This is a genomic window from Herbiconiux sp. VKM Ac-1786 (genome assembly GCF_015350805.1).
Lineage (GTDB): Bacteria > Actinomycetota > Actinomycetes > Actinomycetales > Microbacteriaceae > Herbiconiux.
The window spans coordinates 939,537-955,702 of the sequence record NZ_JADKSG010000002.1; the positions used below are offsets into that span (position 1 = coordinate 939,537).

Annotated in this window: 18 protein-coding genes; 8 read left to right on the forward strand and 10 right to left on the reverse strand. The window is 74.1% G+C overall.

Annotated elements, in window-relative coordinates; translation table 11 throughout:
* Positions 1–43 precede the first annotated feature (43 nt).
* From ITJ64_RS15420 to ITJ64_RS15445, 6 genes are all read right to left on the reverse strand, one after another.
* Positions 44–1,696 (reverse strand): RecQ family ATP-dependent DNA helicase, encoded by a 1,653-nt coding sequence (locus ITJ64_RS15420; protein WP_194681602.1) that lies wholly within the window; start codon positions 1,694–1,696, stop codon positions 44–46.
* 90 nt (positions 1,697–1,786) lie between these two features.
* A complete protein-coding gene (locus tag ITJ64_RS15425) occupies positions 1,787–1,972 on the reverse strand; it encodes a hypothetical protein (RefSeq protein WP_194681603.1) in 186 nt (61 codons plus the stop codon).
* A 190-nt stretch (positions 1,973–2,162) separates the two neighbouring features.
* The gene (locus ITJ64_RS15430) at positions 2,163–2,837 is read right to left on the reverse strand and encodes a glycosyltransferase family 9 protein (protein WP_370545210.1); all 675 of its coding nucleotides are present in this window, start codon (positions 2,835–2,837) and stop codon (positions 2,163–2,165) included.
* Positions 2,838–3,074: 237 nt separating this feature from the next.
* Positions 3,075–3,608 carry an SRPBCC family protein gene (locus tag ITJ64_RS15435; RefSeq protein ID WP_194681605.1) on the reverse strand — a complete coding sequence of 178 codons (534 nt, stop codon included), beginning with the start codon at positions 3,606–3,608 and terminating at the stop codon, positions 3,075–3,077.
* Entirely contained in the window at positions 3,598–4,977 is a 1,380-nt protein-coding gene (locus tag ITJ64_RS18990; RefSeq protein WP_228508689.1) for a serine/threonine-protein kinase, read from the reverse strand. The genes ITJ64_RS15435 and ITJ64_RS18990 overlap by 11 nt, the downstream gene beginning before the upstream one ends.
* Positions 4,978–5,101: 124 nt before the next feature.
* Complete coding sequence (locus ITJ64_RS15445) at positions 5,102–5,557, reverse strand: DUF3817 domain-containing protein (protein ID WP_194681606.1); 456 nt, start codon at positions 5,555–5,557, stop codon at positions 5,102–5,104.
* 185 nt (positions 5,558–5,742) lie between these two features.
* On the opposite strand from ITJ64_RS15445, the gene ITJ64_RS15450 reads away from it, so the two are divergent.
* On the forward strand, positions 5,743–6,615 hold the full coding sequence (locus ITJ64_RS15450; protein WP_194681607.1) for a helix-turn-helix domain-containing protein: 873 nt from the start codon (positions 5,743–5,745) through the stop codon (positions 6,613–6,615).
* Here ITJ64_RS15450 and ITJ64_RS15455 read toward each other — a convergent pair.
* The gene (locus ITJ64_RS15455; protein WP_370545211.1) at positions 6,545–7,504 is read right to left on the reverse strand and encodes a GlxA family transcriptional regulator; all 960 of its coding nucleotides are present in this window, start codon (positions 7,502–7,504) and stop codon (positions 6,545–6,547) included. The genes ITJ64_RS15450 and ITJ64_RS15455 overlap by 71 nt on opposite strands.
* A 205-nt stretch (positions 7,505–7,709) precedes the next feature.
* On the opposite strand from ITJ64_RS15455, the gene ITJ64_RS15460 reads away from it, so the two are divergent.
* From ITJ64_RS15460 to ITJ64_RS15475, 4 genes are all read left to right on the forward strand, one after another.
* Positions 7,710–8,060, forward strand: a complete 351-nt coding sequence (locus ITJ64_RS15460) for a UBP-type zinc finger domain-containing protein (RefSeq protein ID WP_194681609.1) — start codon at positions 7,710–7,712, stop codon at positions 8,058–8,060.
* Positions 8,061–8,126: 66 nt separating this feature from the next.
* The gene (locus ITJ64_RS15465; protein WP_194681610.1) at positions 8,127–9,290 is read left to right on the forward strand and encodes a helix-turn-helix domain-containing protein; all 1,164 of its coding nucleotides are present in this window, start codon (positions 8,127–8,129) and stop codon (positions 9,288–9,290) included.
* Positions 9,291–9,312: 22 nt separating this feature from the next.
* Positions 9,313–10,578: an FAD-dependent oxidoreductase gene (locus ITJ64_RS15470; RefSeq protein WP_194681611.1), complete on the forward strand. Its 1,266-nt coding sequence runs from the start codon at positions 9,313–9,315 to the stop codon at positions 10,576–10,578.
* Positions 10,575–11,795 carry an MFS transporter gene (locus tag ITJ64_RS15475; protein WP_194681612.1) on the forward strand — a complete coding sequence of 407 codons (1,221 nt, stop codon included), beginning with the start codon at positions 10,575–10,577 and terminating at the stop codon, positions 11,793–11,795. Before ITJ64_RS15470 ends, ITJ64_RS15475 begins: the two co-directional genes overlap by 4 nt.
* A gap of 13 nt (positions 11,796–11,808) precedes the next feature.
* Here ITJ64_RS15475 and ITJ64_RS15480 read toward each other — a convergent pair whose 3' ends face one another.
* On the reverse strand, positions 11,809–12,387 hold the full coding sequence (locus ITJ64_RS15480; RefSeq protein WP_194681613.1) for a GIY-YIG nuclease family protein: 579 nt from the start codon (positions 12,385–12,387) through the stop codon (positions 11,809–11,811).
* Positions 12,388–12,515: 128 nt separating this feature from the next.
* Complete coding sequence (locus tag ITJ64_RS15485) at positions 12,516–12,899, reverse strand: Rid family detoxifying hydrolase (protein WP_194681614.1); 384 nt, start codon at positions 12,897–12,899, stop codon at positions 12,516–12,518.
* Positions 12,900–13,062: 163 nt separating this feature from the next.
* On the opposite strand from ITJ64_RS15485, the gene ITJ64_RS15490 reads away from it, so the two are divergent.
* The 3 genes from ITJ64_RS15490 (at position 13,063) to ITJ64_RS15500 (ending at position 15,640) form a co-directional block, all read left to right on the forward strand.
* Positions 13,063–13,383 (forward strand): ATP-dependent DNA ligase, encoded by a 321-nt coding sequence (locus tag ITJ64_RS15490; RefSeq protein ID WP_194681615.1) that lies wholly within the window; start codon positions 13,063–13,065, stop codon positions 13,381–13,383.
* 264 nt (positions 13,384–13,647) lie between these two features.
* A complete protein-coding gene (locus ITJ64_RS19405; RefSeq protein WP_194681616.1) occupies positions 13,648–15,138 on the forward strand; it encodes a zinc-ribbon domain-containing protein in 1,491 nt (496 codons plus the stop codon).
* A 70-nt stretch (positions 15,139–15,208) separates the two neighbouring features.
* On the forward strand, positions 15,209–15,640 hold the full coding sequence (locus tag ITJ64_RS15500) for a hypothetical protein (RefSeq protein ID WP_194681617.1): 432 nt from the start codon (positions 15,209–15,211) through the stop codon (positions 15,638–15,640).
* A 15-nt stretch (positions 15,641–15,655) separates the two neighbouring features.
* On the opposite strand, the gene ITJ64_RS15505 is transcribed toward ITJ64_RS15500, so the two are convergent.
* On the reverse strand, positions 15,656–15,886 hold the full coding sequence (locus ITJ64_RS15505; RefSeq protein ID WP_194681618.1) for a hypothetical protein: 231 nt from the start codon (positions 15,884–15,886) through the stop codon (positions 15,656–15,658).
* Between the last annotated feature and the right edge of the window lie 280 nt (positions 15,887–16,166).

Here is a 16,166-nt window from a genome sequence, read left to right on the forward strand (position 1 = left end):
CTGTGTTCGTCAACGTACCCCGGGGCGATGCGGCCCGCTCGCATCAGGCGATCAGGTGCTGCTCGGCGATCACCGAACGGGAGAGCACGGTGTAGCCCTCCCCGTCGAAGAACACCGTGATGCGATCCGGGTCGACGCTCACGACGGTGCCCTCGCCGAGGCTCCGATGCCGGATGCGCTGCTCCACCGCGAAGCCGCCCGGGCCTTCCGCCGCGTCGGCGGAGGCGGCGGGCGCGGCGTCGGGACGCGCATCCGGAGCCGCCGCCCGCGCCTCGCAGAGGTCGCAGTGCCCGCAATCGGTCAGGGCGGTGTCGCCGAAGTAGTCCAGCAGGAACCGCCGACGGCAGCCGAGCGTCTCGGCGTAGCCGCGCATCATGTCGATGCGGGAGTGCTCGATGCGGGTGCGGCGCTCGTGCACCTCGACCGCACCGCTCACGGCCTCCTTCGCGTCGACGCCGCGGGCGAGCCGGAGCCCCGCCCGGCGGTCGATCACCGCGCCCGCCTCGGCGAGCAGGTTGACCTGCTGGGTCACCGAGCGGGCCGGCACCCCGGAGGCCTCGGCCAGCGCGGCGCGGGTCAGCGGCCGCTCCGCCCTGGCGAGGGCCCCGACGATCGCGCGCAGGCGCTTCTCGTCGGGCGAGGAGGAGGCGAAGAAGCTGCGGAGACCCAGGTCCTCCGGCCGGTAGTGCAGGGTCGTCTCGGCCGGCTCGCCGTCACGGCCGGCGCGCCCGATCTCCTGGTAGTAGCTGTCGACCGAGTCGGGCACGTCGGCGTGCACGACGAAGCGGATGTCCGCCTTGTCGATGCCCATGCCGAACGCCGAGGTCGCCACGACGATCTCGTGCTCGCCCGCGTGGAAGGCGGCGTAGACCTCCTCCTTCAGCCGGGCGCGCAGGCCGCCGTGGAAGGCCGCGGCCCGGCGGCCCCGCTCCCGGAGGGCCTCGGCGTACTCCTCGGTGGCCCGCCGGGTGGCGACATAGACGAGGCCGGGCACCTCGAGGGCCGCGACCTGCTCGAGCACCGCCCGGCGCTTCTCGTCGGCGCTCTCGTGCCGCACCACCCGGAGGTGGAGGTTGGGTCGGTCGAACCCGCTGACGAGCACCCGCGGGTCGTCGAGGTGGAGCTTCCCGACGATGTCGTCCCGCACCGGCGCCGACCCGGTGGCGGTGAGCGCGACGACGGGCGGATGCCCGAGCCGGTCGGCGATCTCACCGAGCCGGAGGTAGTCCGGCCGGAAGTCGTGCCCCCACGCCGACACGCAGTGCGCCTCGTCGACGACGAACTGCACCACGCCGACGGCCCGCAGCCGGTCGACGGTCTCGTCGTTCGCGAGCTGCTCCGGGGCGAGGTGGAGGGTGCGGGCCCCCGTGCCGTGCTCGGCCAGCTCCCACGCGGCGTCGTTCTCGGCCGCGGACTGGGCCGAGTTCACGGCCGCCGCCCGGAGCGGCCCGCCGTCCTCGCCGACGTGCCGCACCTGGTCCCACTGCAGCGCGATCAGCGGGGTGACCACGACCGTGAGACCGCCGAGCGCGAGGGCCGCGAGCTGGTGGATGGCGGACTTGCCGTGCCCGGTCGGCATGACGGCCAGGAGGTCGCGGCCCCCGAGCACCGTCTGGACGGCAGCCTCCTGACCCTCCCTCAGGGTGTCGTAGCCGAGACGGCCGGCGAGCAGGGTGAGGTCGGGGGTGGTGGTCAACGGGCTTCCTTCCGGCACGCGCGCGGTCAGCGCATCCGGAACCGTACGCGCGGCGAAAAGCCGCGGCACGGGGTTGACACCCGCCGTCGATCAGGCGGGTCGTCCGCCCGCGGGAGTCGTGGTAGCGTCCGGCTCGCCGGGGAGCCCGAAGACGTCGAAGTCGTCGTCGACGGCGATCCACTCGCCACCGGTGGGGCCCGGGCGGGCGAGGGCGCGCAGCTCGCTGAGAGCGTCGGGGGCGTCGGGCTCCGGATGCGCGGAGTCGACCGCGAGCACGACGAGCGGTGTGCCGGGGCCGAGGACGAGCCGGGCCGGCCGCGCCCGCCCGTCGGGCGGCGAACACGTCGCCGGTGAGGAGTTCGGCCGAGCCGATCAGGATTCGCTTCGTGGCCGCACGACCATCGTTCCGCCAGACATACCGACCCCTTCGCGCACTGTCGATCTTCGGTCGCCGGGGTCTGGGGCGTCACGACCAGGCTACGCCCTGCCCGGCCAGCGCGTCGACGGCCGCCAGCACGTCGTCGACCCCGACCGCCAGGATCGCCGGGTCGGGCGTGGCGGCGAAGGCGTCGCCGCGGCGCCGTGTCGCGTCGGTCAGCACGATGTGCGGGCCGGGCGGCGGGCCCCAGATCTCGGGCGCCGCCGGCCCGAACAGCACCACCGACGGGCGACGGTAGGCCGAGGCCAGATGGGCCGCGCCGGTGTCGGCCGAGACCACGAGCTGCGCGTGCGCGATCACCCCGGCGAACTCGGCCAGTCCCAGCTCGCCGGCGAGCACGCGGCCCGGGCCGAGCCCGGCCGCCTCGGCGACGGCGAGCGCCCGCTCGCGCTCGGCGGCGCCACCCGTGAACACGACGTGGTGACCGCTCCGCTCCAGCTGCCGCGCCACGGCGGCGAAACGATCGGCGGGCCACAGCCGTGACCCGTAGAAGGCGCCCACGTGCACGACCGTCGGCGCCCGGGTGAGCGGATCGGCGCCGAGCCGCCGCGCATCCGGAGCCGGGGCCGCGATCTCGAGCACCGTGTCGCCCGGGTCGGCCGGCACCCCGTAGGCCCCGACGAGCCGTACCCAGCGTTCGCGTTCGTTCATCTCGTCGATCCACTCCGGTGCGGGCTGCGGCGCCTCGGGCAGCCCGGGCACCTGGTGCACCATCGCCCGGCGGGCCTCGAGCGCGTCGACGATGGACCGGCTCTCCGGGCCGCTCCCGCGTGAACCGTTCCTGGGTCGAGGCGCTGATGCTGACGGCCAACTCGCCGCAGGGGCTGCAGCTGGTCGGGGAGCCCGACGAGCCGGGGGCCCCGGGCGAGCACGCGCACGACTGAGCGCTGGGCTCGAGACACCGGGCGCTTCCGTCCGTCTGGCGCTAGGCGCTAGGCGCTAGGCGCGGTCGGCGTTGGCGGGCGGCGGGTCGTCGCTGTCGACGGACTTGATGGTCACGTGGGAGCGGCCCTTCGGCCCACCCGTGAGCTCGAGGTGCTTCGCGTAGGAGCGCAGCGCCGAGGCGACGACGCGCGCGTCGATGCCGACGGTCGCGGCGGCCCGCTCGGCGGCCGTGTGCGGCTCCCACGACACCGACAGCGTCACGCGCGTGGACGAGTCGTCGACCGCGGCGAAGTCGGCCCGGCCCGTGAACGCCAGGTCGCCACCGATCGTGCGCCAGGAGAGGTGGTCGTCGGGGATCTGCTCGAGGATCTCCGCGTCGAACTCCCGCGTGATGCGACCGACCGAGAGGAGCCAGTGGCTGTAGGTCTCGGAGGTGACCGAGACCGAGGCCACCGGCTCCAGGAAGTCGGGGAAGGTCTCGAGGTCGACCCACTGCTTGTACGCCGCGGAGAGTGGTGCCTTCACGACGACCGAGCGGGTGACCCGGCGAAGGGGCCGGGTGGTGCGGGGGGTGCTGCTATCTGCCATTGCCGTTTCCGTTGTTGCCGTTGCCGTTGTTGTTCCCGGGGCCGCTGTTGCCGTTGCCGTTGCCGTTTCCGTTGTTGCCGTTGCCGGGCTCCTCGACCACCGGGGCGGGCTCGGTCTCGGTGACCGGCTCCGCCGGGGCCTCCACGACGGGGGCCTCCACGACGGGCGCCTCCTCGACGGGCGTCTCCTCGACCGTGGCGGGCGTCGTCGACTCCACCACCGGAGGAGCCGTCGGCGTCACCGAGCCGCCGGCGGTGCCGACCCCGATCAGCACGGCGAGCACGCCGATCGCGAGAGCACCCGGAACGGCGATCGCCAGGGCGACCACCTTCGGGCGGCGGCGCTCCGCACGCCGCTGGGTGCGCCTCGTGGGCAGCTCCAGGGCGACGGTGGGTTCGGGCTCGAGCTCGGCTTCCACCTCGGGCTCGGCGAAGGCGGTGAGCGGCAGGGTCGCCGCCGCCGGGAGGTCGATCACGCCGGTCGCCTCGAGCGCCCCGTCGTCGGCGGCGCCCGGCACGAGCAGCGCGAGCTGCAGACCGCGCGCGGCGACGGCGACCTCGAGGGCGCTGGGACGGTCATCCGGTCGCGGAGCCGTCATCGCGGTGAGCAGCGACTTCCACCCGTAGCCGAGACCGCCCGGGATCTCGGGGCTCTGGGTGACCCGGGCCATCAGCGACGCGTGCGTGCCGCTCTGCGGAAAGGCCCGGCGGCCGGTCAGAGCCTCGATCAGCAGCAGCCCGAGCGAATAGATGTCGGCCGAGGGGGCGGGCGCCGCTCCCCGCACCTGCTCGGGGCTGAGGTAGGCGGCCGTGCCCATGATCGTGCCGGGCAGCGTGACCCGGGTGCTGTCGACGAGGTAGGCGATGCCGAAGTCGGCGAGCTTCGCCCGGAACGCCGGCCCCGGGGTGGTGCTCGGCCGCAGCAGCACGTTCGACGGCTTGATGTCGCGGTGCACCACGCCTCGTTCGTGCACCACGTGCAGCGCCTCGGCGAGGTCGAAGGCCATCGCCGCGACGTCGATCGGATCCAGCGGCCCCTCGGCGATCCGCGCCCGCAGGGTCGGACCCTCGACGAACTCCATGGCGAGGTAGCTGAGCCCGCCCTCCTCCACCCGCGCGTCGAACAGGGTGACGAGGGCGTGGTGGTTCAGCGAGGCGAGCACCCGCGTCTCGGACACGGTGCGCCCCGACTCGGACGGCTCGGTCGTGCCCGGGCGGAAGACCTTGATGGCGACGGTGCGCCCGAGCAGCTCGTCGTTCGCGCGGTACACGGTAGCCATACCGCCCTCGCCGGCCGCAGCCTCGAGACGGTAGCGGCCATCGAGGATCTCGCCGGTGCGAGGGACGTCGTCGGTCAGGAGCTCGCCCATCACCGATCCTTCCCGCGGGGAATCCGCTCGTTCCTGCCTACCACGATCAGGTCAACAGCGATTGACCTAAAAGGGTGGAATTCCGGCCGATCGCGGGTGAGGCGGCCGGTGGATGCGCGGCCGCTCAGCCGACGGGCGGGCCGGCCACCAGGGCCACCGTCGTGAGCACCGCGACGACGACCGCGAGCACCACCGCGAACATCCACGGATGCCGCAGGAACCAGCGCAGCAGGCGGTCGATCGGGCCGCGGTCGCGGGGGTCGTCGCCCGCCTCGGTGCGCCAGCCGCCCTCGAGCCGACGCCGGCGCTCGAGCACCGCGTCCATCACGAGCGTGCCGTAGGGCGGCACCGCCGTGAGCCCGGCCACCACGATCAGCCACCACGGCCAGCGCTGGTTCAGCCCGACCACCACGGTCGTCACCACGAAGGCGATGAAGACGGTGCCGTGGGCGAGGCCGATCGCGAAGAAGAACGGCACCTCGGCACCGGCCGCGTAGCGGGCCACCATGGCGGCGATCAGGGCGGTCCAGGTGACGGCCTCGGCGATGGACACGGTGCGGTACAGCAGGCGGGGAGACATCTCGTCAAGCCTATCGAGGCCCGATGTCCCGAAACGCGGCAAAGTGGGCGCGAAACGCTTCGGGTGCCGCTCGCGCCCGGGGCCCGGATGCGGGACCATCGATGCCTGGCGCGACGCGGCTGCCCGGCCGCCGTGCCGGAGCCGGACTCCCGGGCCAGCACGACGAGCTGCGAGGAGGTGTGCGGATGAGCGATCGCCCGCTCCTCGCGGCCTACCTCCGCGCCCGTCGCGACCTGGTGCAACCGGAGGACGTGGGACTCGTGCGCGAGGAGGGCCGCCGCGTGCGCGGGCTCCGCCGCGAGGAGGTCGCCCGGATCGCCGGCATCAGCCAGGAGTACTACCTGCGGCTCGAGCAGGGTCGCGACCACCAGCCCTCGCTGCAGGTGCTGCAGGCGCTCGCCCGGGCCCTGCGCCTGGACGACGACGGCCTGCGCTACCTCGTGCGCCTCGCCCGCCCCGCCCCGCCGGCCGCCGATCACGCCCCCGGGCCCTTCGTGGAGCTGCTGCTCGAGCAGTGGCCGCACACGGCGGCCTACGTCAGCGACCGGCACCACGACGTGCACGCCGCCAACGACCTCGCCCGCGAGATGGCCCCCGGCTACTTCGAGCCCGGCGTCAACCTGCTGCTCGCCCTGTTCGAGTCGGCACCGCGGGAGCCCGTCGAGGTCTGGGAGGGGGCGGCCACCACGTTGATCTCGGCCCTGCGCTTCCAGGCCGAGGCCTCGAGCCCGCGACTGCAGGAGATCGTGGGGACGCTCTCGGTGGGCGACCGGGAGTTCCGCCGGCTCTGGAGCCGGCACGACGCGCATCCGCAGGTCTCGGGGGTCTCGCCCACGTTCATCGAGCCCGTCGGCTGGGTCGAGTTCCGCTGGCAGACGCTCGAGATCCCGGGCGACGCCGGGTACTACCTGACGGTCTTCTACGCCGACCCGGGCAGCCCCGCGGCCCTGGCGAACGAGCTGCTTCGCGGGCGCGTCGCCGCGCGGCTCACGCCGTCCGGGGGTCGTGAGTTCGGCGGTGCGCCGACCGGAACCGTCGCTGGTACTCCGACGGCGTGACCCCGAAGCGCCCGGTGAAGGCTCGGCGGAGGGCCTCGACGGAGCGGTAGCCGGCGTCGTCGGCCGCGCGCGCGACGGCCGCCCCCGACTCCAGGCTCCGGGTGGCGAGGTCGAGCCGCAGGGAGTTCACGAAGCCGATCGGCGTCGTGCCGAACTCCTCGCGCATCACCCGGGTGACGTGGCGCGGGCTGACGTTCGCGTGCGCGGCGAGGTCGCCGACCGTGCAGGGCCGCGTCGGATCGGCGGCCACGTACTCGGCGATCGACTGCGCGACCGGCGTGCGCGCGGCCGACCCGCGGAGCGAGACCGAGAACTGGGACTGCCCGCCCGAGCGGCGCAGGTACACCAGGAGCAGCTGCGCCACCGCGCGGGCGTCGTCGGGGCCGAGGTCGTCCTCGACCAGGGCGAGGGCCAGGTCGATCCCGGCCGCGACGCCGGCCGAGGTGTAGACGGGGCCGTCCTTGACGAAGATGGAGTCGGTCTCGACCTCGACCGCCGGGTAGCGGGCCGCCAGCAGCTCGGTGAACTTCCAGTGGGTCGCCGCCCGGCGGCCGTCGAGCAGCCCCAGCGCCGCCAGCGCGAAGGCTCCGCTGCAGATCGAGGCGACCCGGCCGGAGCGGGACGCCAGCAGCTCCACGGCGTCGAGCAGTCGCGGGTCGGAGAACACCTCGGGCGCGATCTCGCTGCCCGGCACGATCAGCGTGTCGAGCTCGCCGGCGTCCTCCGCCGAGCAGGCGACACCGACGCGCATCCCGAGCGACGTGACGATGTCGGCTCCGTCGGGCGAGATGAGCACGATCTCGTAGCTGTCGATGCGCTGGTTCGCCTCGAGGAAGACCTCGGCCGGCCCCACGAAGTCGAGCGTCTTGACCTGGTCGAACACGAGCACGCCGATCCGCCTTGTCCGTCGGGCACCGTGTGACATCCGGGCTCCTCGCGTCGATTCTGGACCGGTCGCTCCAATTGAATCAGACCGTGGGTGGTCATGGGAGGGTTCGGCAGAGCATCCGACGATCGTCGGAACCGCCCTCGACGGCAGGGCTTCCGATCGGACCGTGGGGTGGCGTAGCGTCGGGGCGACGAAGGGAGCCGTCATGGCCGAAGCGGTGCAGGCGATCGATCCCTCGGTGCCGCCGAGCGGAACCGGCTGCGTGGAGTGCGAGGCGACGGGCAGCTGGTGGCTGCACCTGCGCCGCTGCGCGGCCTGCGGGCACGTGGGCTGCTGCGACGACTCGCTGAACAAGCACGCCACCGCCCATTACCGGCAGACCGGGCATCCGGTGATGCAGAGCTTCGAGCCGGGCGAGGACTGGTTCTGGGACTACGCCACCGAGGACTACACCGACGGGCCGCGGCTGGCCGACCCGCAGAGCCACCCCGCGTCGCAGACGGTGCCGGGGCCGGCCGAGCGCGTGCCCGCCGACTGGGAGTCGCTGCTCGGCTGATCACCCGGCCTAAGTGGTAGCGGAAGGGCCACGCGCCCCGCCCGGGGGCCTTCCTACCCTGAGGGCATGAACCTCCAAGACGTCGTCGACGAACTCGCCGAATCGCTCGGTCGCTCCGTGGTGGTCAACGATCTCGCCTACCGCCCGCTCGCCGCGAGCGCGCAGGGCGACGAGATCGACCGCATCCGCACGGTGAGCCTGCTGCAGCGCTCCACCCCCCAGCCCTACCAGGCCTACCTCGACGAGCTGCAGGTCAACACGGCCCGGCAGCCCATGCTGATCGGGCTCGAGGAGTTCGGCGGCCGGGAGCGGCTCGCCGTGCCGATCCGGGACGAGTCGGGCACCGTGGCAATCCTCTGGCTGATCACCGGCGACCTGCCGCCGCTCACCGCGGCCGACTACGCCGCGATCGAGGCGGCCGGATCGCTGCTGCGGGCGCTGCTCTCGGCCGACGGCGAGGGGGCGGGCGAGGGCACCAGTCGCCCGGCGGTGCTGCGGCGCCTGCTGTCGGCCGACCCCGCGACCCGGCGGCGCGCCTTCTCCGACGCCGTCACGAAGCGGTTCCTCGAACGCGGGCCCGGCACGGTCGTGCGGGCGGTGATGGTGGGGCTCGACCGCTCCCACGTCGAGCGCGTCGCGTTCGGGCGGCACCTCGGTGCGCTCCGCTCCCCCGGCTTCGCGTTCCTCGGCGAGTGCGGCGACGCCCTGATCGTCGTCGGCCGGGCCGGTGACCGGGAGGTGCTCGACGACACGATCCGCCGTGAGGCCGAGCGGTACGGGATGCCCGTCGCCGCGATCGGCTCGGCCCACCACGACCGCGCCGACGACGACCTGCAGAACGCCGTCGACCAGGCCTGCACCGCCGCCGCCATCATCTCGGCCCTGCCCCAGCTCGGCCCCGGCGCCGACATCGGGGAGCTGGGCGCGTGGGCGATGCTCTCCGCGATCGTGGGCGACCGCCGGCAGCTGGCGACCTTCTCGCCCGCCGCCCACCGGCTCTGCGTCGAGGGCGACCCGCTGCAGCGCACCACGGTCGAGACCTACCTCGATGTCTGCGGGCAGGTGCGCGACGCCTGCGAGCTGCTGCACATCCACCGCACGACGCTCTACTATCGGCTCGAGAACATGCCGGAGGTGGTCAAGGCGGCGCTCGACGACGGGATGCAGCGGAGCACGCTGCACCTGTGCCTGAAGCTGATCCGGTTCTGGGAAGCGACGGGCCGGGCGTAGGCCCGGCGGACGAGGACGACGAGTGACCGAGCAGACCGCGACCGCCCCCCGCACCGTCCACCTCTACGGCGAGCGCCGCAGCCGCGACGCCTACGCCATCCGGGACTTCCTGACCCGCAGCGTCGTCGACTTCACCTGGACGACGCTCGCCACCGACGAGCAGTGCCGCAGCCTCCTCGGCGTGCCGCTGTCGGCGGCGCGGCTGCCGGTCGTCGACCTGCCCGACGGCACCCGGTTGAACGACCCCAGCCTCGCCGAGATCGCGACGCGCCTGGGCTGGGTCGAGGCCCCGAAGCTCGCCGAGTACGACCTGTCGATCTACGGCGCCGGCCCGGCCGGGCTGTCGGCGGCGGTCTACGCCGCGTCGGAGGGCCTGCGGGTCGTGGTCGTCGAACGCGAGGCCGTCGGCGGCCAGGCCGGCTGCAGCAGCCTGATCGAGAACTACCTCGGCTTCCCGCACGGCATCGCGGGCGCCGACCTGGCCGAACGCGCCCGGCAGCAGGCCGTGGAGTTCGGCGCCGAGCTGCTGATGATGCGGGCCGGGGTGCAGGGCGAGTTCCACGACGGCCGCATCCACGCCCGCCTCGCCGACGGCAGCACCCTGGTCGCCCGCTCCAACATCTGCGCCACCGGCGTGGAGTGGCGGCGCCTCGGCCTCGACCGCGAGGACGAGCTGCTCGGCCTCGGCCTCTACTACGGCGCCGGCACCAGCGAGGCGCCCGAGTGCGCCGGGGAGCAGGTCTTCGTCGTCGGGGGCGGCAACTCCGCCGGCCAGGCCGTGATGAACCTCGCCGCCCACGCCGCGCGGGTCACGATGCTCGTGCGCGGTGCGGATCTCAGCGACACGCTCTCCAGTTACCTCGCGATGCGGGTGATGGCGCAGCCGAACGTCGACATCCGCCTGAACACGCGCATCACCGCGCTGCACGGCGACGACGGGCTGACCGGGCTGACGCTCGAGGACAGCCTCACGGGCGAGCGCCAGGACGTCGCCGCGTCGCGCGTGTTCGTCTGCATCGGCGGGTCGCCCGACACCGACTGGGCCGAGGCGACGCCGATCGTGCGCGATCGGCTCGGCTACCTCGTCACCGGGCCGGACCTCACGGCGGGCGACCTCGCCGCCTGGCCGCTCGAGCGGCATCCGTTCTTCCTCGAGACGAGCGTGCCCGGGTCGTTCGCCGCCGGGGACGTACGCCAGAACTCGGTCAAGCGCGTCGCCTCGGCCGTCGGCGAGGGCGCCATGGCCGTCACCTTCGCCCACCGCTACCTCGGGGAGACGTTCGGATGACCCTCACCCGCTCGCCCCGCCGCCTCGCCGTCGCGCACGGGCCCGCCTTCTGGATCGTGGCCGTCACCTTCCTGCTCGTGATGGCCTACTCGACCGTGCCGACACCGCTCTACCCGCTGTACGAGCAGCGCGACGGCTTCCCGCCGTTCGTCGTCACCATGATCTTCGCCGCCTACGCCGTGGGGGTGATGGTCAGCCTCTACCTCGCGGGCCACGTCAGCGACTGGCTCGGCCGCCGGCGGGTGCTGCTCGTGGCCGTGCTCGTCTCGGCCCTGTCGGCCGTGCTGTTCCTGTTCTTCACCGAGGTGCCGGGGCTGCTCGTCGCGCGCTTCGTCAACGGGGCGAGCATCGGCATCCTGACCGCCACCGCCACCGCGCACCTCGGCGAGCTGAGGGCGCGGGCGAAGCCCGACGAGAACTCGATCGTGGCCGCCTCGGTCTCCGGTGCCGCCAACCTCGGCGGCCTCGCGCTCGGCCCCCTGATCGGCGGGTTCTTCGCCGAGTTCCTGCCCGACCCGCTGATGCTGCCGCACCTCGTCTTCCTCGTCGTGCTGATCGTGGCGGCGCTCGTGCTCCTGCTGGTGCCCGAGACGGTCGACGTGCCGACCGGCGACGACCGCCCCCGGTATCGCCCGCAGCGACTCTCGGTGCCCGCCGGCTCGGGCCGGGCGTTCGCCGTGGCGGCGTTCGGGGCCTTCTCGGCCTTCGCCGTGTTCGGCCTGTTCTCCTCGCTCGCGCCGACCTTCCTCGTCGTGACCTTCGACTCCCCCGACCACCTGCTGGCCGGCGCCGTCTCGTTCTCGGTCTTCGCCGCGGCCGCCCTCGGTCAGCTGGCGCTGGTGAAGCTCAGGATGCGCACCCAGCTCACCATCGCCCTCCTCGGCTGCACGGCGGGCCTCGTGCTCGTCGCGGCGGGGGCGCTGCTGCCCGTGCTGGCGCTGTTCCTCCTGGGCGGCGTGGTCGCCGGGCTCGGAGTGGGACTGCTGTTCAAGGGGGCGCTCGGCACGGCCATCGGGCTCGCCGAGCCGACGCGGCGGGGCGAGACGCTGGCGCTGGTGTTCCTGATCGCGTACGCCGGGCTCGCGGTGCCGGCGCTCGGGGTGGGTGCGGCGCTGGCGTTCGTGCCGGCTCTCGTGGCGCTGGTGGTGTTCGTGGTGCTGGTGCTGGTGGCGACGACGGCGGCGATCGTGATGATGCGGCGGCGGGCGGGGCGGTAGGGGGTGCGGCGGGCTAGTGGCCGGCCAGGGCGGCCGCTTCGCTGAGCCAGCGGCGGTGCTGGTCCCAGGGGTCGGTCGCGCCGGCGCGGAGCACGTCGATGTGCGCCAGGAGCGCGTCGTGCTCGTCGAACCACTCCCGGCCCGCCCGGTGCGCGGCGAACTGCTGGTGCCGCCTCTGCTCCAGGCGCCGGTCGCCGCGCTCGAACGCCAGCAGCTCCTCGTAGTGCAGCTGCCCGAGTCGGGAGCGCGGGTTGGCCGAGGTGCCGATCTTGATCCGCCCCCGCGAGCGGATGTAGTACACGACGTCGACCCGCACCGGCCGCGCATCCGGGTCGGGATGCTCGTGCAGCCGCCACTCGCACACCGCGCACAGCCAGCCCGACGGCCACCTCACCCCGAGCCGCGATCCACACGCCGGGCAGGGTGAGGGCAGCACATCCGTCACCCCGGCCTCGCCCGCGACCCACTCGGAGGCGCGCAGCAGGTGCTCCTCGCAGAGCCCGAGCCCGGCCTCGACGACCACGGGCCGGCCGCAGCGGCCGGATGCGCCGAGCGGATCGGTCGCGCCGCAGCCCGCGTTCGGATGTTCCATGACGGCACGGTACAACGGGCCGCCGACACCGGCGTGCGGGTCGCTGCCCGGCTCAGGCCGCGCTGTGCGCCTCAGGTCGCTCTGCCCGGCTCGGGCCGCTCTGTGCGGCTCAGGTCGCTCTGCCCGGCTCAGGCCGCGACGAGCTCGATCTCGACGCGGGCGCCGAGCGGGAGGCCGGCCACGGCGACGGTGGTGCGGGCGGGATAGGGCGTGGCGAACATCCGCTCGTAGACCGCGTTCATCGCCGCGAAGTCCTCCATCGAGGTGAGGTAGACGTTGACCTTCACGGCGTCGGCCAGGGTGCGGCCGGCTGCGGCGAGCACGAGGCCCAGGTTCTCGAAGACGCGCTCGGTCTGCGCGGTGATGTCGCCGTCGACGAGCCGACCGGTCGCGGGGTCGATGGGCGTCTGGCCGGAGAGGTAGAGCAGCTCGCGCCCCTGCCCGGTGGCCGCGTGCGAGTAGGGGCCGACCGCGCGGGGCGCGTCGCGGGCGTCGATGGGGTGCCTGGGCATGGGGAGATCATCCCACGGCCGGGTGGCGCGCCGAGGGGTTCGGTGGGGGTCACCCACGTCGGAATGCGAACCGGCGCCCGCCGGCCGCCGCCGCGCGTTGGATCCCTCGGTCGGCGACGTGACAGCCTGGGCGGGGCGGCAGTCGCGCGCCGGGAAGGCAGAGATGGGCAAGTTCACCTACGACTCCTCGCTGACCGTCGACTTCGAGGATCGCGCGCTCGCCCATCTGCAGGTCGTCATCGCCGCGAAGCTGCGCCGCGGCGAGTCGTTCACCTTCAGCTGGAAGGACGACCCGCAGATCGGCGACGGGCGGACCGCGGTGTGGATCCACGCGTCGGTGCCCCTGGTCTTCAGGTTCTTCGGCGGCCGCGTTCCGGCGATCGACCGGCGCTGGGTGGACGCGCTGATGCAGACGGCGAGCTCTGCCTCGGGCCTGCACCTCGTCCCCGAGCCGCTCGACGGCGCCGCCCCGCCGGCGCCCTGACGCACCCCGCCCGCCCCGGCGGCCTCCCGGCGGCAGCGTCGGGCTCACAGCGGCGGGCTGGCGGCACGCTTCTGACTCAGGGTGGCGGCCTGGCGGCAGCGTTTCTCTCACGGCGGGGGGCCTGGCGGCAGCGTTTCTCTCACGGCGGGGGGCCTGGTGCCCATGACTGGCGTCAGGCGGTCGGAGGGTCGGGGTGGGGCGATGTCGGTGGTCGATCGTAGGGTCGGAGCGGCCGTGGCGGTGCGGCCGGGAAGGAGCGCGGGCGTGCCCGAGAGCATCGACGCCTGGTGGTCGCGACGCCAGCGCTCGAAGGGCAGCGATGTGCCCTATGCCGTCGGCACCTACCGCGACGACTGGGCGCGCTACCCCGTGCTCGTGCGGCAGTACCACCCCGACCTCAACCGCATGATCACCCTCACCCAGGTGCCGCCCGCCGCCGACGTGTACCTCACCTGGCAGTGCGAGGCCGGCCACGTCTTCATCGCGACCCCCGCCGAGCAGCGCGCGCGCCCGGGCGGCGGCCAGCGACGGCGCTCGGTCTGGTGCCCCACCTGCTCCGACCTCGCGGCCCCGCGCCGCCCGCCCCGCCCCTTCCCGGGTCCGTCCGTGCCGCTCGACGGCCCCGCCGCGGCTCGGCCTCGCGCTTCCACCGCCGGGCACGACCGCCCACCCGGCGCACCGGCCGACCGGGCCGCTGCCTCCCACGAGCGCGCGGATGCGGCAGCCACGACCGGCGAGGCAGCCGTTCGGCGGGGCGCGCCGGCGCGGGCATCCCAGGGGTCGCGGCGGTCGGGGAGGTCAGGACGATCGGGGCGGCCGACGGGATCGATGGGGTCGGCAGGGTCCACGGGATCGACGGGATCGACACGGTCGACAGGGTCCACGGGATCGACGGGATCGACACGGTCGACAGGGTCCACGGGATCGACGGGATCGACAGGGTCGACGGGATCGACAGGGTCGACAGGGTCCACGGGATCGACGGGATCGACAGGGTCGACAGGGTCGACAGGGTCGACGGGGGCGACGGGATCGACGGGGGCGACGGCGTACCGGCCGGTGGCGCGGTCGGCCGAGGCCGCGCCGCCGGCGCCGCCCGGGGTGTCGGCCGCGGGGCGGCGGGCTCGGGCGGGGATCGTGCGGCTGGCCACGGCGCCGTTCGTCGTGCCGCCGCTGCCCGAGGAGGGGCCGGTGGTGCACGGCGGGGACGCGCATCCGCCGCCGCCGTCGATGGAGCTGCCCGGGCATCCGTTCGACGCGGAGGCCGGGGCGTTGAGCAGCGAGGACGTGCGCACCGACCCGCGGCACCGGGCCGGCGACCCGTTCCACAGCAGCCGGGCGCCGCGCACGGCATCCGCCGCGGAGGCCGAGCTGCGCGCGCGCCTCGCCGAGCGCTTCGACCTCGACCTCTCCCCCGAGCGGGCGAACGCGATCGCGGTCACCCGGCCGTTCTTCGGGCGGACGGAGGTCTGGCCCGACATCGTCATCCCCGAGCTGCGGGTCGCCATCGAGTACGACACGGTCGGCCGCTTCGGCCTCGAGCACGTCGGCCCCCGTGAGGACACCGACCGCCGGAAGGACCGGATGCTCCGGGCCGTCGACTGGGAGGTGATCCGGGTGCGCTGCGGCAAGCTGCAGCCGATCGGCCCCCACGACATCGTCGCGTCGGGGGTCACGAATCGCGTGGTCGACGCCCTGGTGGACGGGCTCCGCGCCATCCGCGGCGATCTCTTCGTCAACGCGTACCTGCGCTGACCCGCGCCCTCTGCCCGCCGCCCGGCTCGGGCCCGGCCGCATCGAGGCGAGCCGGCGTTAGCCTGGGGGCATGGAGTGGGCGGACCGCATCGGGCTGACGTTCTGGGTCGTCGTGCTCGGGGTGGTGCTGGTGGCGTTCGCGGTGATCGGCTGGCGACTCGTCCGGATGGCCGCAGCCGCCCGACGCGGCGACTTCACGACGGGCCCCGCACGCGGCCGCACGGCCGGCCCCCGATCGACGCGATCCCCCTCGGCCCGCGGCAGCAGCCGCCGCCCCGGCACCGCCGACCGCGTCTACCTGCTCGACGACTCCCCGGACGGCTCGCCCGCTCCCAAGGCCACGGCTCCCGCCCGACCGGAGGTGGTGGACGACACGCCGGACGCCCCGCCCGCTCCCGAGGCCACGGCTCCCGACCGACCGGACGTGGTGAAGGATTCCGCGACGACGCCACCTCCCACCGAAGATCCTCGGCCGAGCCGCTCCGACGCTCCCGATCGGTAAAGGCACCCGCGCGGGTCAGGCGGCGCGGGATGGGGCGGCGCGGGTGAGGGCGTCGTCGAGCTCGGCCAGGCCCAGCGCCAGGAGGTCGGCGTCGAGCGCACCCGTGTCGGCCTGGTGGGTGAGCGTGTAGAGCTCGAGCCGCAACCGGGCGGCCGCCGCCGGGGACGGGCCCGCGATCGTGTCGATGCGTGAGTGCAGGCGGCGGCGGTGGTCGATGAGCTCTGCCGTCCAGAGGCTGGTGGTCATGGTGATCTCCTGGTGATGCGCGGTCGGTGGGGTGCGGTAGGTGGGTGCGGTGCGGTAGGTGCGGTGCGGTGCGGTCGGGGGATGCGTGGGACGTGCTGGTCACCGTAGGCGACCAGGTGGGACGAGCATCCGATGTGACGTCACCTCGTCGTCATGAGTCGTCGTGTGACCGAGCACGGGCGGACACCGGCGCTCAGGAAGATGCTCGCGCATCGCGACGAGCGAACGGCGGCCGGGCCGCGAACTGGGGAAACGTCTTACGCTGGATGGAGTGGTGCAG